This window comes from Gemella haemolysans (assembly GCF_901873445.1).
GTDB lineage: Bacteria > Bacillota > Bacilli > Staphylococcales > Gemellaceae > Gemella > Gemella haemolysans_C.
In genome coordinates this window covers 170,519-191,943 of the sequence record NZ_CABFLN010000016.1, presented here as the reverse complement: position 1 = coordinate 191,943, position 21,425 = coordinate 170,519, and the positions used below count along the sequence as shown (strand labels likewise).

Here is a 21,425-nt window from a genome sequence, read left to right as displayed (position 1 = left end):
ACTCTAATTTTATTTTCCTCTAAAGTAATTTAATGTGTAAGCTATAGCTATAAAGAAAATTATTATGTAAAGAGTGTAGCTTGTGTATTGTGTAATTTCTTTAATATTTACTAAGTAGCTTTGAATACTGAATGGAATAAAGATTGCTGATATTAGTGGTGTAAGATTTTCTTTCCAAAAAGCAATAATAAGTAAGAAAAATATTATTATTGTTAGAATAAAATATACAACTCTAGGTATAGTAATGTAAAAACTTTCTGGATTTGGAAATGGATTATAGTAGAAGAATATAATCGCTAATAATACCAATATCAATGTGATTCCATTTCGTTCTTTTTCTGTAATTGTAAAAATATCTTTAATTAATAATATATAACCAGATAATACCCATAAAATTAAAACTATCAAAGTAATTGCTAAGTTGGCAAGATTCAGTTGTTTACTAAGATCAAAGTTTATATTAAATGTGTATAGGAATGTGAAAATTAGAGCAAGTATGCTAGCTAATGTAATGTATCTTTGTGTTTTCATATAGTTCTCTTATCAAGCAACAAATGTTGCATCCTTCTTATTTTTTTCATATAATTTATATATAGAATTATAACATTAAGATAGATTATAAACAAGGAACTATGTGAGAAGTTTTAATTTCCAGTTGAGATTTATTGTATATTGTCTGTTTCTAATAATGTCTAAAGGCTGATTAATTTAGGAGTTTTATAATATTAAGCATTTTTCTATAAGAAGTAGAGAGAATAGTAGGTGTAAAAAAATATTAATTACATTTAAAGTTTTCTTTAAACTTTGTTTAAGTTGATTTTGATATGATAAAAATGTAAAAATTAATTTTAAAATTTTTAATGATAGAATAAAAATCAAAAGGAGGATTTTTATGGAAAATAGAAATAACAACCAAAATAATAAAAATTTACAAGATTTAAATAATCAGGAAAATTATAACGAACAGAATAATTATCAAGGTTATCAAAATTATGATAATATTGATAATTCTCAATATAATAATTTTGAAAATTTACAGGGAATGAATAATGAGCAGGTAGCTGCACCGCAAAAGAATAATTATGGAAAATTATTCTTAACTGTCTTTGCAGCATTTGCACTTGGAGCTACTAGTGTATTTGGAGCGCAAGCTGTAATGGGAACTGGAAAAGCATTGAATTCTTCGGTAACTGCTACGAAAGAAGATAAAGATAATCAACAAATTACAGTAAATGCAATTTCAAAAGCGAAGGACGCTGTAGTTTCAATCGTAAACTATCAAAGTAACTCTAACAATAATCTTGAGTCAATTTTAGGAGGAAATTCAAGAAAATCAGGAAGTGATTCTAGTAATTCTAGTGAATTAAAACCAGCATCTAGCGGAAGTGGTGTTATTTATAAAAAATCTGGTAATACCGCTTATGTAGTGACTAATAACCACGTAGTGAATGGAGCTAAGAAATTATCGGTAATTTTGAGTGACGGAACTAATGTTAATGCAGAAGTTGTTGGAACTGATGTATGGACAGACTTAGCTGTACTAAAAATTAGTGGTGATAATGTGACAACTACAATGGACTTTGCTGATAGTGATAAAATTGCAGTAGGAGAAACAGCATTTGCTATCGGATCTCCTCTTGATGTTAACTTATCAAATACTGTAACAAAAGGCATAGTATCTGCTGTAAATAGACAAATTCCTATGGATGTTGATGGTGATGGTAAAAATGACTGGAACCAAACAGTAATTCAGACTGATGCGGCTATAAACCCAGGTAACTCTGGTGGAGCGCTGATTAATAATGAAGGTAAACTTATCGGAATTAATGAATCAAAAATAGCAAAAGCGACAGCGAACGTAAGTGCCGAAGGTATAGGATTTGGAATACCTTCTAATGAGGTTAAAATTATAACAGAACAATTAGAACAAGCAGGTAAAGTAATTCGTCCAGCTCTAGGTGTTCAATTAGTATCTGTAAATACGGTTGATAGCGATACATTGAAATCGCAATTAAATTATGAAGGTAAGCAAGGTGTCGTAGTTAGATTTGTTGAAAATGGTACACCAGCTGCACAAGCAGGGATAGAAAAATATGATATTATCACAAAATTAAATGGAGAAGATGTTAAGGATGTTGCTGCAGTTAGAAAATATCTATTTGAAAAAACAAAAATAGGTGATACTGTTAAAGTAACTTACTATAGAAATGGTAAAGAAACTACAACAAGTGTTGTAGTTCAAGCGTTAAATACAAGATAAAATAATTAGAACTTGGAATAGAATTCTCTGTTTCAAGTTCTATTAAATTCTTGTTTGTAAAATGTTCGAAAGATAACGTTATTTTTATTATGGAAGTTTTAAATTAACATAATATCAGTGTTTTGAGTTAGAGATGTGTAGGGATGCTGAAATAAAAAATGTTATGTATATAGTTTGAAAAGTGAAGAAAAATTTGCCAAAATCACGAAAATATGTTATCATTAGTTTGTAAAATTATAAGAAAAGAATATAGGTGAATATATGAAAAAAGTTAGAAAAGCGATTATTCCTGCTGCAGGATATGGTACACGATTCCTACCTGCAACTAAAGCACTACCAAAAGAAATGCTACCTATTATCGATACTCCTACTATTCAATACATAGTGGAAGAAGCGGTAAAAGCTGGAATTGAAGATATAATTATTGTTACAGGAAAACAAAAAAGAGCCATCGAAGACCATTTCGATAGAAATGTTGAACTAGAGGTAGAATTAGAGAATAAAGGAAAGTTAGCGATGTTGGAAAAGGTGAAATATCCAACTCAGCTAGCGAATATTCACTATGTACGTCAGAAAGAAATGGCAGGTTTAGGTGATGCGATCTTAACAGCGCGTAGTTTCATTGGAGACGAACCATTTGCGGTATTACTAGGAGATGACGTAGTAATTAACGATGAGTATCCAGCAATTAAACAACTTATTGATAAAGCTGAAGAAACTGGATGTTCTGTAATCGGGGTTCAAACTGTTCCAAAAGATCAAACTCATAGATATGGTGTAATTGCACCTAAAGGACAAGATGGTCATTTATATGAAGTTGAAACATTTGTAGAAAAACCAGCACCAGGAACAGCACCGTCTAACCAAGCTATCATGGGAAGATACGTTCTTAACCCAGGGATTTTCAAACACTTAGCTAAGAAGCAAGTAGGTGTTGGTGGAGAAGTTCAATTAACTGATGCTATCCAAATGTTAAATGAAGAAGAAAATGTTTATGCTTACGATTTCCAAGGTAAACGTTATGATGTAGGTGAAACAATCGGATTTGTTAAGACAACTATTGATTTTGCCCTTAAGAGCGATCTTAAAGATGAGTTAGTACCTTATCTAAAACAAAAATTAGCAGAATTAGAATAATAAACAAGAAATGATGCAGATTTAAACAAGGTTTGCATCATTTTATTATATTTCAAGAGGTAATATGATTATTGATTATTTAGGCGTGTATGGTGTATGTTTAATAGATAATAAAGTATTGTGTATAAAAAAGGCAAGGGGACCTTATAAGAATAGATATGATTTACTAGGAGGTAGTCAAAAAACTAGTGAAGGATTTACCGAAATTTTAGTTAGGGAATTTCTAGAAGAAACAGGGTATAAAGTAAACTCTTATGATAATTGCAGAGTTTATGATGTATTTGTAGAAGAGGGAGGGGCTGACCCAAAAGACCTAAAACTTAACAAAGTTCATATGAGAACTCATTAGACGCAGTGGTTTATTGATATCTAAATTCGCTTTGTGAAAGCTTTTTAGATATCTAATAAACTTTGCGGGGGTGACTGATATGTACCCCTTTTACTGGACAAACCAGAGAAAGGGGTATTTTTTATGTGTTATAGTTTTTATATGAATTTGTACGGACATCTTTTGTAATACAGTTGGAACACCTAATTTATACTAAGTAAAAGAACTTATATTATTTTAAAGTATGTAAAATGTAGGTTTTATGAAGTTTTTTTAAAAAAAGATTCGCTACATAAAAAGAGTAAAATTAAACTAAGTATATATATACAGCAAGTATGATAAAATTAAAATATTTACGGATGCAAATGTATACATATGAATCAGATTTGAGATTATATAAATTGATAACGCATTTCAATTAGATATAAATTGACTAAATAAAAATTTTAAAAAAATTAGAATGAAAATCCTTTCTTACTAACATTCTGTATGAAAAACGTAATATTTATATAAAAAAATTTAAATATATATTGTTTTTTTAATAAAATAAACCTTTACAAAAAGTTATATACTGTTATACAATAAATGTAGTAGAAGTTTGGAACTACTGCTTGTAAACAAATTTTAAAGAAAGGAGGAAAAAGTAATGTTAGAGTTTGATGTTGAAAAAATCAATATTCCACTTAAACAACACGTCGGTGGTCCTTGTCAACCAATTGTAAATGTAGGCGATCATGTTAAACGTGGTCAACTAGTAGCAACCCCCAATGGGTTAGGAGCAAATATTCACACTAGTTTATCAGGTGTTGTAGAAGAAATTAACGATATGGAAATAATCGTTAAATTGGATAAAGAACAAACTGATGACTATGTTAGATTAGAGAAAACTGATGATAAACTTCAAAAAATTAAAGATGCTGGTATCGTTGGAGTTGGTGGGGCAGGTTTCCCAACTGGGATTAAATTGTCTGCACAAATTCCTGGTGGATACGTTATTGCGAATGCAGCAGAATGTGAACCTATCTTAGGTCATAACGTAAAATTCATGGAAGAAAATCCAGAAGCTTTAGTAAGAGGTTTAAAATACATAGTTGAATTAACTGGTGCGAAAGAAGGATACATTGCTATTAAAACAAAATATCGTAAAGCAATGCTAGCATTAGGTAAAGCTTGTAAAAATGAGCCTAATATTAGTATTAAAATTTTGCCTAATATGTATCCTGCCGGTGACGAACGAGTTATCGTAAGAGAAACACTTGGTGTAATCTTAAAACCAGGGCAATTGCCACTAGAAGCAAATGCAATTATTTCGAATGTGGAAACTATTAAACGTGTAGTAGAAGCAATTGAAGAAGATAAACCACTGATTGATAAAGATATTACTGTTGGTGGTCGTGTCCAAAATCCAGGCGTTTTCTTAGACGTCCCAATTGGATTACCAATAAGCGTATTTATAGAAAAAGCCGGTGGTTATATTTATCCACACGGAGAAATAGTGCGTGGAGGACCGTTTACAGGACGCCCCGCATTAGAAACAGAGCCAATCAACAAGACAACAGGTGGTTTACTTGTAGCAATGCCATATCCACAAGAAAAAGAAAAAGTAGGAATACTTATTTGTGAATGTGGAGCACAAGAAGAACGCTTGAGACAAATAGCTGATGGAATGGGTGCAGAAGTTGTATCTGTTCAGATGTGTAAACGTATGACTCCTGATAAAAATGGAAGATTACGTTGTGAATTACCTGGTATTTGTCCAGGGCAAGCGGAAAAAGTATTGAAGATGAAAAAAGATGGTGCGAAAGCAGTCATTACTGGTACTTGTCAGGATTGAACTAACACCGTGACAGGTGTAGCTCCTAGGTTAGGAGTAAAAGTTTATCATAGTACCGATCATGTACTTCGTGCCACTGACCATCATTTATACAGAAGCTATAAAAGCTTAGAATTACATAATAATAAATAATTAGTTGGAGGTTAGAAGTAATGTCAATTACAGTAGAAACTGCAAAAGAGCACTTAAATGATAAAGCGGTATTTTGTTGCAGAGCTGAGGAAGGTATCGTAATTAGTCCAGAAAACTTAGAAGATCCAGGATTATTCGATGATTTAGTGGATTCAGGTTTACTATCATTCCCAGACGATGCATTAACAATTGGACAAGTATTAGGAGCCAAATTATTAAAAACAACAGACGCTCTAATACCTATTACACCAGGTATCATTGATGCCGTACAAGGTGGAGAAGAAAAAGTAGAAGAAAAAGAAGAAGTAGTAGAAGCTCCAGTAGCTGAAGTTGGCGCACCAGTTGCGCCTGTAGCTCCGGTTACACCGGTAGCTCAAACGCAAGCTCCAGCGGGAGTATTAAAACTTCAAATCGGAAAAGGTGAAAACATCAACCTTGAAATTCCATTAGCAGCTATCGGTGGACAAGCAGCTCCAGTAGCACAAGCTCCAGTTCAAGCAGTGGAAGCCAAAGCTGTTGAAGCAGCAAAAGCAGAAGCAGTAGCAGCTAAAGTGGAAGAAAAACACGAAGGAGAACCTAAATTTATTCGTTCTCTACACACTAAACACTACAAAATCGACAAAGTAGAATTTGGTGAAAAAACAGAAATTAAAGGAACTACTTTAGTTTTAAGAACAGCAGAAGATTTATGTAAAGAAGCAGCTGAATCAGAAGCCTTAGTAGAAAGTGTTAAATTAGAAATTATCACTCCTGATAAATATGACACTTACAGTGAAACAATCATGGACGTTCAACCAATCGCTGTTAAAGAAGAAGGAGACCTTGGTCATGGTATTACTCGTGAACTTAAAGGTGTAGTAATGGTTCTTACAGGAACTGATGCTAACGGAGTTCAAATCGGGGAATTCGGTTCTTCTGAAGGTGAATTAGAACGTAACATTATGTGGGGACGTCCAGGAGCTCCAGATAAAGGTGAAATCTTCATTAAAGGTCAAGTTACAATTAAAGCAGGAGCTAACATGGAACGTCCAGGACCATTAGCAGCTCACAAAGCATTCGACCACATTACAGAAGAAATTCGTAAAGCTCTTAAAGAATTAGATGATGAAAGCCTAGTAGTTGGAAACATCAATATTGAACAATATCGTCACCCAGGAAACAAAAAAGTATTAATCGTTAAAGAAATCATGGGACAAGGTGCTATGCACGATAACTTAATTTTACCAGTAGAACCAGTTGGAACACTTGGTGCTAAACCAAACGTTGACCTTGGTAACTTACCAGTAATGCTTGCGCCAACAGAAATTTTAGACGGTGGTATCCACGCATTAACTTGTATTGGACCAGCTTCTAAAGAAACTTCTCGTCACTACTACCGTGAACCGTTAGTACTTGAAGCAATGGCTGATGAAGAAATCGACTTAGTAGGGGTATTATTAGTTGGATCACCTCAAGCTAACTCAGAAAAATTCTATGTATCTAAACGTGTAGGTATGACTATCGAAGCAATGGACATCGATGGTGCTATCGTAACAACTGAAGGATTTGGTAACAACCACATCGACTTCGCTTCACACATTGAAGAAATCGGTAAACGTGGAGTATCAGTAGTTGGTATGACTTACTCAGCAGTACAAGGTGCTCTTGTAGTAGGTAACGAATACATGACAGCTATGGTTGATAACAACAAATCTAAACAAGGTATTGAAAACGAAATTCTTTCAAACAATACATTATGTAAAGAAGATGCTATCCGTGCTTTAGCAATGCTTAAAACACAAATGGGTGGCGGAACAATTAAAAAAGCTGAAAGAAAATGGAATCCTAACGTTAAATTAAATAACGTAGAAGTTATTGAAAAAACTACAGGACAAAAAGTAGAATTACTTGATAACGAACAAGTATTACCAAAATCTAAAAAACGTCAAGAAATCTACGAAAAAGAAGATTAATTTTTAAAGAGGATAGGAAGTAAGTTATGATTGAAAAACTAAAATATGCATCTACAGAAAGAGTGTTCGAAGGGGTGATTGTTGATCATAACGATGCTAGCGTTACGATAGACATTAAAGGACGCTTAGGGCAATTTAAAATTCCTATGAGAATGTTAATTTCTGATTATCCAGTAAAAATTGGCCAAGAGGTAGCATTTTTACTAAGTTATCCAGAAGTTATAAGCGAAGAACCTGACGAACATTATGTAAATGCAATATTAAATACAAAAAAATTACAAGAAGAAGTAAAAAACAGACTAAATGAAGAATAGTAGGAAGGAGAAATTAGAATGTCATTAACGATATTTGAAGGTTTACAATCAGAAATTTTTGTACCTATTACACCAAAACCAGTTTGGGCTCCAGTAACTAAAGAGTTAAAAGATATGAAAGTAGCATTAGCTACAGCAGCAGGAGTTCACTTAAAAACAGATAAAAGATTTAACTTAGCAGGGGATACTACATTCCGTGAAATCCCAGATACTGCACACAGTACAGATCTTATGGTATCACACGGTGGATATGATAACGCTGATGCTAACAGAGACATCAACTGTATGTTCCCAATCGATAGATTACACGAACTTGCAAAAGAAGGTTTCATCGGTAGTGTAGCAGAATTCCACTATGGTTTCATGGGTGGTGGTGGAGACCAAGAGGCTTTCACAAACTCTACAGGGCCAGCGATTGCTAAAAAATTAAAAGAAGAAAATGTTGATGCAGTTATTTTAACTGCTGGTTGAGGTACTTGTCACAGAACTGCCGTGATCGTGCAGAGAGCAATTGAGGAAGCAGGTATTCCAACAATCTTAATAGCAGCACTACCTCCAGTAGTGCGTCAAAACGGTACTCCTAGAGCCGTTGCACCACTTGTACCAATGGGTGCTAACGCTGGGGAACCAGGAAACGTTGAGCAACAAACACAAATTCTAAAAGCAACATTAGAGCAACTAATTAAAATACCAAGTTCAGGTAAAATAGTTCCTCTTCCATTTGAGTATATTGCTCACGTGTAGGAGAAATATCAGAAGAGGGACGGGTGTCCCTCTTCTTTTTTAACGAAATATCTGTACTAGTAAACAACTTACAAACTGTATTAATACAGTAAATAAAATAGTAAGGGATTGATAGTTATGTCAAAAGAGAGATTGCAAATAAAAGCATTTCACATAAAAAATGTTGTTTTAGGGAAAAAAGTTAAAATTGAAAACAATGAACTTATTATTCCAACAGAGATTGAATATGATAAAAATATATTTGAAAGCGTAGAGGTGAAAGTAATAAAACCTCGAGAACATGACTTCTATGTAAATACTATAATGGATATAGTTCCTATATCTACAAAGGTTTTAGGAAGACTTGGTGAAGGGATTACGCATACTTTAACAGGGGTTTACATGTTACTAACAGGTGCGAATACTAAAGGAGAACAAATGCATGAATTTGGTTCTTCAGAAGGTATTTTAAAGGAGCAACTTGTGCTGAATAAAGCAGGTTCTCCAACTGATAATGATTATTTAATACATATAGATGTTATTATTAAATCAGATGTGGATTTCGATAGGGCTTTAGCATTTTCTATTTTTGAATTATCAGATGTATATTTACAAAATATAAGAGAAGTGATGAAAGTTCTTAGCGGACGCGATGCTGATGAAGTTCACGAATTTTATAATCCAAAAAATTCTGGAAAACCTAAAGTAGCTTTAGTTAAAGAAGTTGCAGGACAAGGGATGATGTATGATAATCAGTTATTCCCAATAGAACCTAGTGGAATAGATAAAGGTATTTCTATTATAGATATGAACAATATGCCAGTGCTACTAACAGCTAATGAATATCGCGATGGTGCGATAAGAGCAATGGTATAGAAAGAGGTGTTATTATGGGTATCGGACCATCTACAAAAGAAACAAGCTTACACCACTTTAGAGATCCATTATTAGATGTACTAGCAAGTGATCCAGATATTGATTTTCAAGGGGTAGTTGTAGTGGGAACTCCACAGGATAATCGCTTAAAACATTTAGTAGGATGGCGAGCTGCAACATGGTTAGAAGCAATGAGAACTGATGGAGCTATTATCTCAGCGGATGGTTGGGGAAATAGTGATGTTGATTATGCTAATACTATGTTTGAAATAGGAGAGCGTGGAATTTCTATCGTAGGACTTAAATTTATGGGTAAACATAAATTTGTGGTTGAAAATCAATACACGAAGTTCGTTTTAGATTTTAATAAATCTGAAGAAGGTGTAGAAACAGAGATAGTTTGTCAAAATAATGTTGATTATACTGATGCTAGAAAGGCATTAGCATTATTAAAACTAAAAATGAGACAAGATGCAAATAACAAATAACAACAAAAGCAATAATTAAGGAGTGAATTATTATGAAACTAAATAAAATGATTTCAGTTATAGATACACATACAGCAGGGGAAGCTGCTCGTTTAGTTACAGCAGGAATTCCAAAAATTCCTGGTAAAGATATGGTAGAGAAAAAACAATACTTTATCGAACACCTTGATGATGTAAGAAAATCAGTAATGTTTGAACCACGCGGACACCAAGATATGTTTGGAGCATTCTTATTACCACCAACAAAAGAAGAAGCTGATTTCGGACTAGTATTCATGGATACTGGTGGTTACTTAAACATGTGTGGACACAACACTATCGCAGCAGTTACTGCAGCTGTAGAAACTGGAATGGTAGACGTTGAAGAAGGTGCTACTGAAAAAGAAGTTGTAGTAGAAACACCTGCTGGATTAATTTATGCAACTGCTAAATTAAAAGATAATGGAGCTAAAGTAAAAGAAGTTTCATTCAGAAACGTTGAATCATTCTTATACAAACGTGATGTAGAACTTGATGTAGAAGGAGTAGGACACGTTAAATTTGATATTTCATTTGGTGGAAGTTTCTTCTGTATCATTTCTGCAGACCAACTAGGTTTAGAAGTTAAACCAGAAAATGCTTCTAAATTAAAAGAAGCTGGATTAAAAATTCGTGACGCTATTAATGCGAATATTGAAATTCAACACCCAACATTAGCTCACATTAAAACTGTAGACTTAGTTGAAATCTATGATAAACCATCTCACCCAGAAGCTACATTCAAAAATGTTGTAGTATTTGGTGATGGAAACATTGACCGTTCACCTTGTGGAACTGGTACTTCAGCTAAATTAGCTACATTATATGCAAAAGGTGAATTAAAACCAGGTGAACCTTTTGTTTACGAAAGTATTTTAGGTACATTATTCAAAGGTAGAATCGTTGAAGAACGTAAATTAGCAGACTTTGATGCTATTATTCCAGAAATTACAGGTTCTGGTTACATCTTAGGATTCAGTAACTATGTTTATGATCCAGATGATTCACTTACATACGGATTCTTATTAGGATAGGAGAGAAAATAATATGGATTTATTAACAGTATTATTAATTATTATAGGAGCTGGAGGGATATTCTTCCTTGCATCTCTAGTGGTAGACCTTGTAAAACACAAAAATGATTTAGGTAAAGAAAGTCCAGTTGTCGGATTCCTTATCGGGTTAGTAACTGACTTCTTTGATACTTTAGGTATCGGAAGTTTCGCACCAACAACACTATTGTTCAAAGTTACTAAATTCTTAGACACTGACAAAAAAATTCCAGGTACGTTAAACGTTGCTCACACAATTCCAGTTATTATGGAAGCAGTATTATTCTTAACAGGGGTGAAAGTTGAAGGTATTACTTTATTCTCAATGATTGCTGCAGCTATTGCAGGTGCATTAGTAGGTGCGAGAATAGTAAACAAACTTCCTGAGAAAAAAATTCAACTTGTTATGGGTGTGTGTTTAATCGTAACAGCATTCTTAATGGCTTCAGGTCAACTTGGTTGGTTAAAAGCTCTTGGAGCTGGTAATGAAGCTGTTGGATTAACAGGTATTAAACTTATTATCGGGATTGTAGGTAACTTTATTCTTGGAGCTCTTATGATGGCTGGTGTAGGTTTATATGCGCCATGTATGGCTATGGTTTATATGCTAGGACTAAGCCCATTAGTAGCATTCCCAATTATGATGGGATCTTGTGCAGGACTTATGGCTATCGGTTCACCAGAATTCATTAAAGCTGGTAACTATTCAAGAATTGGTTCTGTAGCTATCACAATCGGTGGTGTTATTGGGGTAACTATTGCTTATACATTAGTTAAGAGTATGCCACTTGCAGTATTAACATGGGTAATCATTGGTGTAGTTATCGTAACAGGTATCTCTATGATTAAACAAGGTGCTTCAAAAGCAGTGTAATATAAAAAAAGTAAAAAGCGAGGTTTGAGAAATCAAACTTCGCTTTTTGTGTTTTAGAAATTTTTATTTTTTATGACTTTCACTAACTAAATTTTGTTTTTTCATTGATATTATTGCTGAGTAACAAAAAACTGCGACTGCCACCCAAATTATAGAGAATGATATTAATTTTTGAATACTTAATTCTTCTCCGTAAACAAAAATTCCTATAAAAAATTGCATTGTAGGCGGTAAATATTGTAAGATACCAAGGATATATAGAGGTATAGCTGTTGCTCCTTTAGCAAATAACATTAGAGGCACGGCTGTAATTACCCCAGATAGTAGTGAATAAATCAATGTATCGGTTCCAAAGGTATGGAATGTGATTGAATTGATTGATGATAAATATCCCATATATACTAATGCTATTGGAGAGACTATTGCAGTTTCAATTAATAGACCAGCTTTAGGACTAAGTACAATTTTCTTTTTACATAGACTATAAAGTCCAAATGTAAATGCAAGCATGATAGATATCCATGGTAGGGACCCTAAAGAGATAAATAAATATAATAGGGACCCTCCAACAAAGAGACAAGCTATAGTTTGTGTACGAGTCAATTTTTCTTTTAAAAAGACCACAGCTAAAATAATCGTAACTATAGGATTTAAGTAGTATCCAAAGCTCGCTTCTAATACATGATTAGTATTTACCGCGATTATATATGTTAGCCAGTTTCCTGTTATTAAAAATGAAGCTAGAACAAGCAGGAGAAAACTTTTTTTGTTTCCCCATATTTTCTTTATTTCTTCAAAAATTGTTTTCTTATTTTTAGCGACACCTATTATTAAAATCATAAAAATAAATGAACATAGAATACGCATCGCTAGAACCTCATAAGCTCCTATACTTTTTAGTAGTTTAAAATAAATTGGAAAAAGTCCCCATGAAAAGTAACATATGAGTATTGCTGCTAAACTTTTTTGAGTATTATTCATGTTATTCCTCCTTTATAAACCTTCTCTGCTATTTTGTAGTAAATTAAGTATAACGAAAATGTCAATATTTTTCAATGGGAATTTTCAAAGCCGTATAAAAACATTTGAATTATTTTTATATTTATTATGAATCTTTAATAATTTAAATAATCTTAGTATATTTTTATGTAAGATGTGTTAGAATAATAATTTATAAAATTAACAGTTCAAAAAAACAAATATATTTTTTAAATTAAATGAAAATAATACTTTAATACTAAGTGATATTTCAAAAAATTATAAATTATTATTAAAGTATATATTAATATATTTGAAAAACTCTTTTATAGAACTTTAGAAAACGTTTTAATTTATTTGAGAAATAGTATAAAATATAAATATAAGGAAATATACTGTAAGAATAGTGTAGGAGAGGACATTAGTCACCGAAGGTACAAATTAATATTTGGCAAATATTGATGAAATTCTCAGGTAAAAAGACTGCGCTAGGACAGAACTCTGAAGTAGGACAACAGGGAGAAAGCTAACTTTCTTTCTGTTTTTTATTTTTTTAGGAGAGAGACTATGAAATTAATTACTAATAATCCAAAATTTGTAAAAGAAAATTTTAAAAATATAGAAGTTGAATATTTAGACGTGAATTATCTGGATATCTTGAAAAAAGTAAGAGATTATGTGCATGATAACTGGGAAATTGTAACACATCCTTTATATGGAAGTGTTAAGCCGAATGAAACAATCTACAGATCGGTACTCATTAAAAAAAATGAAGTATTAGATGTTTCATCGGTTAATTTAATCTCAGAGGCGATATTAACATTCAAGAAATTTAGAAATAATAGAAAAGTACCTTTGTGGACTGATAAGGTTAAAGATGATTTTAGTGTCATCGATTATGATTTAATATTAAATGCGATAAAAAGAATTTTATAAAAAATAACTAAAGGAGAATAATTATGAGTAGACATTATGATGTAATTATTATAGGTTCAGGACCAGCTGGTTTATCTGCTGCTTTGTATGCTTCACGTGCGAAATTAAGTACCTTGGTTCTTGAAAAATCAAAAAATGGTGGACAAGCTGCGATTACGCACTTAATTGAAAATTATCCTGGAGCGGTAGAAGATCCAACAGGACCTCGTGTAACAGCAAGAATGGTAGAGCAAGCTAAGAGTTTCGGAGCTGAAATAAAACAAGATGAAGTTCTTAATGTTGAACTTGAGGGAGATGAAAAAGTCGTTACTTGCGTAAGTGGTGATTATACTGCTAAAACAGTAATTATTGCAACAGGAGCGTCTCCAAGAAAATTAGACGCACCAGGAATTAAAGAGTTAGAAAGTAAAGGTATTTCTTACTGTGCAACTTGTGATGGTGACTTTTTCGAAGGCCTTGATGTTTATGTAGTTGGTGGAGCTAATAGTGCTGTAGAAGAAGCTTTGTTCTTAACTAAATTTGCTCGTAAAGTAACAATTGTATACCGTAGAGAAAATGTTCGTTGTGAAAAAGTTACTGCAGAAAAAGCTAAAAACAATCCAAAAATTGAAATTTTAGGAAATACTGTAGTTACAGAAGCAATTGGAGATGGAATCTTAGAAGCCATTAGATTGAAAAATTTAATAACTGGTGAAGAATATGTAATTGAAGCTGACGAAGAGGATGGAACAATGGGATTATTCTTCTTCATCGGATATATTCCTCAAACAAAACTATTTGAAGGAAAAGTTGAAATGACAGAAGATGGCTACATTAAAGCAGGAGAAGACACTAAAACAAATGTAGATGGTGTATTTGTAGCTGGTGATTGCCGTGTTAAAGATATCCGTCAAGTAGTTACTGCGGTATCAGATGGAGCTGTAGCAGCGATTCGCGCTGAAAAATATATTGCTGAGAAATTTGAATAAAATTTAAAAATAAAATAATAAAAGGAGAAAAAGAAAATGTTAGAACTTAATAAAGAAAACTTTGAACAAGAAGTATTGGAAGCAGAAGGATATGTGTTTGTAGACTTCTGGAGCCAAGGTTGTGAACCATGTAAAGCTCTTATGCCTGATGTACACAAATTGGCAGAAACATATGGAGATAAAATCAAATTTACATCTCTAGATACAACAAAAGCAAGAAGACTTGCGATTAAACAAAAAGTTTTAGGGTTACCAACATTAGCGATATATAAAGATGGTAGCAAAGTCGAAGAAGTAACTAAAGACGATGCAACTATTCCTAATATTGAAGCTATGATTAAAAAATATTATTAAAATTAACTCAAAGGGAGGTATTAGGTATGCGTCTTGAATTAGGAAAGATTCATATTAAAGATATACAGTTTGCTGCAGAGTCAAAAATTGAGGCGAATGTATTATATGTAAATAAAGAAGAGCTTGTAAAAGCTGTTTTTGAGGATGATGCAATTGAATCTGTTGATTTAGAAATTGCTCGTCCTGGTGAAAGTGTTCGTATTACTCCGGTTAAGGATGTAATTGAACCTCGTGTAAAAGTTGAAGGACGTGGTGGAATATTCCCTGGTATACTTTCAAAAGTAGACACTGTAGGGGAAGGACGCACTATCGCCCTTAAAGGTATGGCTGTTGTAACTACTGGTAAAATAGTAGGATTCCAAGAAGGTATTATCGATATGACTGGTGTTGGAGCTGAATACACTCCATTTTCAAAAACAAATAACCTAATCGTTATCGCTGAACCAAAAGAAGGAATTAAGCAACACGAACATGAAAAAGCAGTTCGTTATATCGGATTTAAAGCTGCACGCTACATTGCAGAATTAGCTCGTACATTAGAGCCTGAAGAAGTAGAAGTGTATGAAACAAAACCTTTATTAGAACAAATTGCTGAATACCCTGATCTTCCAAAAGTAGGATATGTATACATGCTTCAAACTCAAGGATTATTACATGATACTTATGTATACGGTGTTGATGCAAAACAAATAGTACCAACTATTCTATATCCAACAGAAATCATGGATGGTGCTATCGTAAGTGGTAACTGTGTATCAGCATGTGATAAAAACCCAACTTATGTACACTTAAACAATGGAGTTATTGAAGATTTATACAAAAAACACGGTAAAGAAATTAACTTCTTAGGTGTAATAATTACTAATGAAAATGTTTATTTAATGGATAAAGAACGTTCATCTAACTGGACTGCAAAACTTTGTCGTTACTTAAACTTAGATGCGGTAATCGTATCTCAAGAAGGATTTGGTAATCCAGATACTGACTTAATCATGAACTGTAAAAAAATTGAAGCGGAACAAGTTAAAACTGTTATCGTAACAGATGAATATGCAGGACGTGATGGAGCTAGCCAAAGTTTAGCTGACGCTGACGTAGCTGCTAATGCTGTAGTTACAGGAGGAAATGCTAACCAAGTAGTAGTATTACCAAAACTAGATAAAATTATAGGACACATCGATGTAGTAAATGTAATTGCTGGTGGTAACCAAGATTCATTAAGAGAAGATGGAACTATCGAAGTAGAAATCCAAGCTATTACAGGAGCTACTAACGAAACAGGATTTGGATATTTAAGTGCTAAAACTTTCTAATTAAAAAATTAATAAACGTTATAGATTTGAACAAGGAGGAATAAGATAATGGTAAATCTTATTAATAAAAAAGTAGTTATCATTGGTGACCGTGATGGGATCCCAGGATTAGCTATCGAAGAATGTGTAAAACCAATTGAGGGGTTAGAAGTAGTATTTTCATCTACTGAGTGTTTTGTCTGAACGGCTGCAGGGGCTATGGACTTAGAAAACCAAAAACGTATTAAAGAAGCTGCCGAAAAATTTGGTAACGAAAACGTTGTGGTTTTACTAGGTGCTGCAGAAGCCGAAGCTGCTGGTCTAGCAGCTGAAACTGTAACAGTGGGAGATCCAACATTCGCAGGACCACTTGCTGGAGTAGAACTTAATCTAGCTGTATATCACATTGTAGAAGAAGAAATTAAATCACAAATAGATGAAGCAATCTATGAAGATCAAGTAGGAATGATGGAAATGGTATTAGACGTAGATGAAATCGCAAGTGAAATGAAAGATGTTCGTGGAGAGTAGTTTATTGTCTGAATAACAATATAGGGGGAAATAAAAATGTCTAAAATAAGAGTAGTACATTATATAAACCAATTCTTTGCCGGAGTAGGTGGAGAAGAAAAAGCCCACATTGCACCAGAATTAAGAACTGAATTACCACCAATTAGTGTTCAGTTACAAGGCAAGTTGGGAGAAGAATTCGAAGTAGTAGCTACAGTAGTTTGTGGAGATAGCTACTTCAATGAAAATTTAGAAAAAGTTCAAGTAGAACTTATTGATATGATTAAAGGATGCGATCCTCAATTATTTATCGCAGGACCAGCTTTTAATGCAGGGCGTTACGGGGTTGCAGCAGGAACAATTACTAAAGCTGTTCAAGACGAACTTCATATTCCAGCAGTAACAGCTATGTATGTAGAAAACCCTGGTACAGATATGTTTAGAAAAGAAGTTTATATTCTTGAAACATCTGACAGTGCTGCAGGTATGAGAAAAGCTTTACCAAAATTAGCTAAATTCGCAGCGAAATTAGCTAAAGGCGAAGAAATCTTATCTCCAAAAGAAGAAGGATACCATGAAAGAGGAGTTCGTGTAAACTTCTTTAGTGAAAAACGTGGTTCTGAACGTGCTGTTGAAATGCTTGTTAAGAAAATTAAAGGTGAAGAGTTCGAAACAGAATATCCTATGCCTAACTTCGATAGAGTAGAACCGAATCCAGCTGTTAAAGATTTAACTAAAGCAAAAATTGCCCTAGTAACTTCTGGAGGAATCGTGCCAAAAGGTAATCCAGATCATATCGAATCATCTTCAGCTTCTAAATATGGAGAATACTCATTAGAAGGATTTAACGATTTAACTGCCGAAACTCATGAAACAGCTCACGGTGGATATGACCCTGTGTATGCAAATGAAGACTCAGATAGAGTATTACCAGTTGATGTAATGAGAGATTTCGTTAAGGAAGGTAAAATTGGAAGTTTACATGAAAAATTCTATACAACTGTAGGTAATGGTACAGCCGTTGCTAGCGCAGTAGGATTTGCAAAAGAATATGCACAAAAATTAGTAGCTGATGGAGTAGATGCTGTAATCTTAACTTCTACTTGAGGTACTTGTACTCGTTGCGGTGCAACGATGGTAAAAGAAATAGAGAGAGCGGGTATACCTGTGGTTCACATGTGTACAGTAGTACCAATTTCTCTAACAGTGGGAGCGAACAGAATCGTACCTACTATAGCAATTCCTCACCCACTAGGAAATCCTAAATTAGATGCGGATGAAGAGAAAAAACTAAGAAGAGGTCTTGTAGAAAAAGCATTACATGCTTTAACTGTTGAAGTAGATAGTCAAACAGTATTCGAATAAAAAATAAAGAAAGGGGAGCTGAGGGTAAGAATCTTACCCTCAGCACACAATAGCTATGAATTATCCAGTATTTAAGGGAGCAGGATACATTCTTGTTCACACACCAGATATGATAGTAAGAAATGGATCTACTTGCTCTATAGAAAGAGTAACGAATCCAGATTCTGAGTTTTTAAAAGAAGTGTCGAATCATATTCGTTCATATGAAGAAGTAGTTAACTACTTACCTAACCAAGTGTATATAGGAAATAAAACTCCTGATGAGCTAAAAGCTTATCCAATGCCTTGGTATGATATTAAAGATGAGCAAGGTCAACGTCACGGGAAATTTGGACAAATTGTTCCTCAAGATGAATTTTTAGCTTTGATGAAAATCTGTGATGCTTTTGATTTAGTAAAACTATCAGAAGAGTTTGTAGCCAGTGTTCGTCCAAAAATAGAGGAAAACTTCAAAGAGCTAGCTCCTTTATTCGATAAATTAGAAGGAACTGATATAAACGATAAAGAAGATGATTTTGAAGCATTGGTTCACGAAGGAAAAGTAGTAGGTTATGTTAAAAAAGCTCACGATGTCGATGTGAACTTGAATGCTCATGTTATATTTGAAAATCTAGTAGTTAAGGCTTCTGGAGTTATTTCAGCTTTAGAATTACTTCGTAGTTACAAAATAAACCCAGAAGATATTGATTATGTAGTTGAATGTTCTGAAGAAGCATGTGGAGATATTAACCAACGTGGTGGTGGTAACTTCGCAAAATCTATAGCCGAGGTTGTAGGATTGGTTAATGCTACTGGTTCTGACCTTAGAGGTTTCTGTGCAGCGCCGACTCATGCTCTAATAAGTGCTTCAGCGTTAGTAAAATCTGGTGTTTACAAAAATGTTTTAGTGGTAGCAGGTGGAGCTAGTGCAAAACTTGGAATGAATGGTAAAGATCATGTTAAAAAAGGTTTACCAGTTCTTGAAGATGTACTAGGTGGATTTGCTGTTCTTATCGGTGAAAATGATGGAGTAAATCCAATTATTAGAACTGACTTAGTAGGAAAACATAATGTAGGAACAGGATCTTCACCACAGGCTGTAATGGGAGCTTTAGTTGCTAATCCATTAGATAAAGCTAACTTAAAAATTACAGATGTTGATGTGTTTTCTGTAGAAATGCAAAACCCAGATATTACTAAGTCTGCAGGAGCAGGAAATGTTCCAGAAGCTAACTACAAAATGATTGCAGCTTTAGCAGCAATGCGTGGAGATATTGAGAAAAAAGAATTAAAATCATTTATCGAAGCTAAAGGATTACCTGGATGGGCTCCAACTCAAGGACATATTCCTTCAGGTGTGCCATATGTAGGATTCTTAATTGATGATCTTACAAAAGGAGATAAAAACCGTGCTATGATAGTAGGTAAAGGAAGTTTATTCTTAGGAAGAATGACTAACTTATTCGATGGAGTATCTATTGTAATTGAAAGAAATAATGGAGCAGTAGAAGGTGAAGCTGCAGGAATTTCTAAAGATGAAATAAGAAAAATTATAGCAGAATCAATGAGAAAAATTTCCCAAGAAATGTTAGAAGAATAGGGGTGATACTATGAGTAAAAAAATTATATCAGAAGTATTGCTAGAAGTAGCTAATGCCATAGAAACAGGAAACTTTGGCAAAAAATTAAAAGTTGGTTTAACAACTTTAGGTAGTGAACACGGCTTTGAAAATTTAGTTCAAGGTGCGATATTAGCTAAAAATCCTATATTCGATATAGTTTTAATAGGTGAAGGACATAAGGACTTTGAATCATATGAAGCAAAAGATGAAGAAGAAGCTCACAAAATTATGGAAGACCTATTAGATAAAGGGGAAATAGCATCTTGTGTTACAATGCACTATAACTTCCCAATTGGAGTATCTACAGTAGGAAGGGTTATTACACCTGCTAGAGGGCGCGAAATACTTCTTGCGACAACTACAGGTACTTCTGCTACTAATAGAGTAGAAGCTATGGTGAGAAATACATTATACGGTATTGCAACTGCGAAATCACTAGGAATAGAAAATCCTACAGTAGGAATTGCAAATGTAGAAGGTGCAAGACAAGTTGAAAAAATATTATTAGACCTTAAAGGTAATGGGTACAATTTTGAATTTGCAACATCACAAAGAGCAGATGGTGGATCAGTAATGAGAGGTAACGATTTATTAATGGCTACACCAGACGTTATGGTTGTTGATTCATTGACTGGGAACTTGTTTATGAAGGTATTTTCAGCATTTAATACAGGTGGAGATTATGAGGCTAGTGGCTATGGTTATGGTCCAGGTGTTGGTGAAGATTATGATAGAAGAATATTAATCTTATCGAGAGCATCAGGCTCACCAGTTGTAGCTAATGCGCTTAAATATGCTTATGAAATAGCTAAAGGTAAAGTTAATGAAATAGCTAAACTAGAATACAAAAAAGCAAATAATGCCAAATTAGGGGAACTAATTTCAAAATTAAAAGTTAAAAAAGAAGGATCAAATACTGAGGAAGTAAAAGTACCTGAGAAAGAAGTAGTAACTTCACAAATATCAGGAGTAGACATTTTGGATCTTGAAGATGCTACGAAATTATTATGGAAACAAGGTATCTATGCAGAAAGTGGAATGGGATGCACAGGACCAATAGTTCTAGTAAATTCTTCTAAGAAACCAAATGCAAAAGAAATTCTAAAAGATGCAGGATATATTTCAAAATAAGAAAAAAGATTAAAATTGTTATTAATTAAACATTAGAAGTAAGAAGATAATATAAGTTAAATATTAATTTAAGTGGGAATAACTTTTAAATGATGTTAATTAGAGAGATTAGAGTTGTTATATAATTATAATATTAGTAAATATAGTTTTGGATAGTTTATTGATACTAAAATAGAGTATTACTAACTCTCTAGAGAACTATGTGAAGTAATTTAGCAATGGAATAATTATAAGTTCACGATGTTCTAGTTTCTTTAATATTGGGAGAGTTATTCCCACTCTTTAGTTTATTGAAGTATGAG

Annotated in this window: 21 protein-coding genes and 1 riboswitch; of the genes, 19 read left to right on the top strand and 2 right to left on the bottom strand. The window is 33.4% G+C overall.

Annotated features, from left to right (window positions below; all coding sequences use genetic code 11):
- Positions 1-9: 9 nt before the first annotated feature.
- Complete coding sequence (locus JX287_RS03055) at positions 10-531, bottom strand: hypothetical protein (RefSeq protein WP_204641785.1); 522 nt, start codon at positions 529-531, stop codon at positions 10-12.
- Between the two features lie 361 nt (positions 532-892).
- Here JX287_RS03055 and JX287_RS03050 point away from each other — a divergent pair, with 361 nt between their 5' ends.
- The 11 genes from JX287_RS03050 (at position 893) to JX287_RS02995 (ending at position 11,988) form a co-directional block, all read left to right on the top strand.
- Positions 893-2,260 carry a S1C family serine protease gene (locus JX287_RS03050; protein ID WP_204641783.1) on the top strand — a complete coding sequence of 456 codons (1,368 nt, stop codon included), beginning with the start codon at positions 893-895 and terminating at the stop codon, positions 2,258-2,260.
- Between the two features lie 261 nt (positions 2,261-2,521).
- Complete coding sequence (gene galU / locus JX287_RS03045) at positions 2,522-3,397, top strand: UTP--glucose-1-phosphate uridylyltransferase GalU (RefSeq protein ID WP_204641780.1); 876 nt, start codon at positions 2,522-2,524, stop codon at positions 3,395-3,397.
- 64 nt (positions 3,398-3,461) lie between these two features.
- Positions 3,462-3,746 (top strand): NUDIX domain-containing protein, encoded by a 285-nt coding sequence (locus JX287_RS03040; RefSeq protein WP_204641778.1) that lies wholly within the window; start codon positions 3,462-3,464, stop codon positions 3,744-3,746.
- A gap of 625 nt (positions 3,747-4,371) precedes the next feature.
- Positions 4,372-5,691 (top strand): proline reductase-associated electron transfer protein PrdC, encoded by a 1,320-nt coding sequence (gene prdC, locus JX287_RS03035; RefSeq protein WP_275576618.1) that lies wholly within the window; start codon positions 4,372-4,374, stop codon positions 5,689-5,691.
- Positions 5,692-5,711: 20 nt separating this feature from the next.
- Positions 5,712-7,643, top strand: coding sequence for a D-proline reductase (dithiol) proprotein PrdA (gene prdA / locus JX287_RS03030; RefSeq protein ID WP_204641760.1), 1,932 nt, complete (start codon positions 5,712-5,714; stop codon positions 7,641-7,643).
- A gap of 26 nt (positions 7,644-7,669) precedes the next feature.
- A complete protein-coding gene (locus JX287_RS03025) occupies positions 7,670-7,957 on the top strand; it encodes a CBO2463/CBO2479 domain-containing protein (RefSeq protein ID WP_204641751.1) in 288 nt (95 codons plus the stop codon).
- Between the two features lie 18 nt (positions 7,958-7,975).
- The gene (gene prdB / locus JX287_RS09025; RefSeq protein WP_271965718.1) at positions 7,976-8,701 is read left to right on the top strand and encodes a D-proline reductase (dithiol) protein PrdB; all 726 of its coding nucleotides are present in this window, start codon (positions 7,976-7,978) and stop codon (positions 8,699-8,701) included.
- 117 nt (positions 8,702-8,818) lie between these two features.
- On the top strand, positions 8,819-9,556 hold the full coding sequence (prdD, locus tag JX287_RS03010) for a proline reductase cluster protein PrdD (protein WP_204641738.1): 738 nt from the start codon (positions 8,819-8,821) through the stop codon (positions 9,554-9,556).
- Positions 9,557-9,570: 14 nt separating this feature from the next.
- Positions 9,571-10,044 (top strand): glycine/sarcosine/betaine reductase component B subunit, encoded by a 474-nt coding sequence (locus tag JX287_RS03005; protein ID WP_204641736.1) that lies wholly within the window; start codon positions 9,571-9,573, stop codon positions 10,042-10,044.
- Positions 10,045-10,076: 32 nt separating this feature from the next.
- Positions 10,077-11,096 (top strand): proline racemase family protein, encoded by a 1,020-nt coding sequence (locus JX287_RS03000; protein ID WP_204641734.1) that lies wholly within the window; start codon positions 10,077-10,079, stop codon positions 11,094-11,096.
- A gap of 13 nt (positions 11,097-11,109) precedes the next feature.
- Entirely contained in the window at positions 11,110-11,988 is an 879-nt protein-coding gene (locus JX287_RS02995) for a sulfite exporter TauE/SafE family protein (RefSeq protein WP_204641725.1), read from the top strand.
- A gap of 63 nt (positions 11,989-12,051) precedes the next feature.
- On the opposite strand, the gene rarD is transcribed toward JX287_RS02995, so the two are convergent.
- Positions 12,052-12,969, bottom strand: a complete 918-nt coding sequence (gene rarD, locus JX287_RS02990; RefSeq protein WP_204641723.1) for an EamA family transporter RarD — start codon at positions 12,967-12,969, stop codon at positions 12,052-12,054.
- Positions 12,970-13,365: 396 nt separating this feature from the next.
- Positions 13,366-13,462: riboswitch (glycine riboswitch) on the top strand.
- Positions 13,463-13,533: 71 nt separating this feature from the next.
- Between rarD and JX287_RS02985 the strand changes: the two genes are divergently transcribed.
- Genes JX287_RS02985 through grdD form a run of 8 tightly spaced genes read left to right on the top strand, consistent with a single transcriptional unit; the run spans position 13,534 to position 21,123 of the window.
- A complete protein-coding gene (locus JX287_RS02985; protein WP_204641721.1) occupies positions 13,534-13,902 on the top strand; it encodes a GrdX family protein in 369 nt (122 codons plus the stop codon).
- 23 nt (positions 13,903-13,925) lie between these two features.
- Entirely contained in the window at positions 13,926-14,870 is a 945-nt protein-coding gene (trxB, locus tag JX287_RS02980) for a thioredoxin-disulfide reductase (RefSeq protein ID WP_204641713.1), read from the top strand.
- A gap of 36 nt (positions 14,871-14,906) precedes the next feature.
- A complete protein-coding gene (trxA, locus tag JX287_RS02975; RefSeq protein ID WP_003147793.1) occupies positions 14,907-15,224 on the top strand; it encodes a thioredoxin TrxA in 318 nt (105 codons plus the stop codon).
- A gap of 26 nt (positions 15,225-15,250) precedes the next feature.
- Positions 15,251-16,537 (top strand): glycine/sarcosine/betaine reductase component B subunit, encoded by a 1,287-nt coding sequence (locus JX287_RS02970; protein WP_048802008.1) that lies wholly within the window; start codon positions 15,251-15,253, stop codon positions 16,535-16,537.
- Between the two features lie 48 nt (positions 16,538-16,585).
- Positions 16,586-17,047 (top strand): glycine/sarcosine/betaine reductase complex selenoprotein A, encoded by a 462-nt coding sequence (gene grdA, locus JX287_RS02960; protein WP_081459799.1) that lies wholly within the window; start codon positions 16,586-16,588, stop codon positions 17,045-17,047.
- Between the two features lie 36 nt (positions 17,048-17,083).
- Entirely contained in the window at positions 17,084-18,391 is a 1,308-nt protein-coding gene (gene grdB / locus JX287_RS02955) for a glycine reductase complex selenoprotein B (RefSeq protein ID WP_239650319.1), read from the top strand.
- A gap of 55 nt (positions 18,392-18,446) precedes the next feature.
- On the top strand, positions 18,447-19,970 hold the full coding sequence (grdC, locus tag JX287_RS02945; protein WP_204641709.1) for a glycine/sarcosine/betaine reductase complex component C subunit beta: 1,524 nt from the start codon (positions 18,447-18,449) through the stop codon (positions 19,968-19,970).
- Positions 19,971-19,980: 10 nt separating this feature from the next.
- Positions 19,981-21,123: a glycine/sarcosine/betaine reductase complex component C subunit alpha gene (grdD, locus tag JX287_RS02940; protein ID WP_204641707.1), complete on the top strand. Its 1,143-nt coding sequence runs from the start codon at positions 19,981-19,983 to the stop codon at positions 21,121-21,123.
- Positions 21,124-21,425 lie beyond the last annotated feature (302 nt).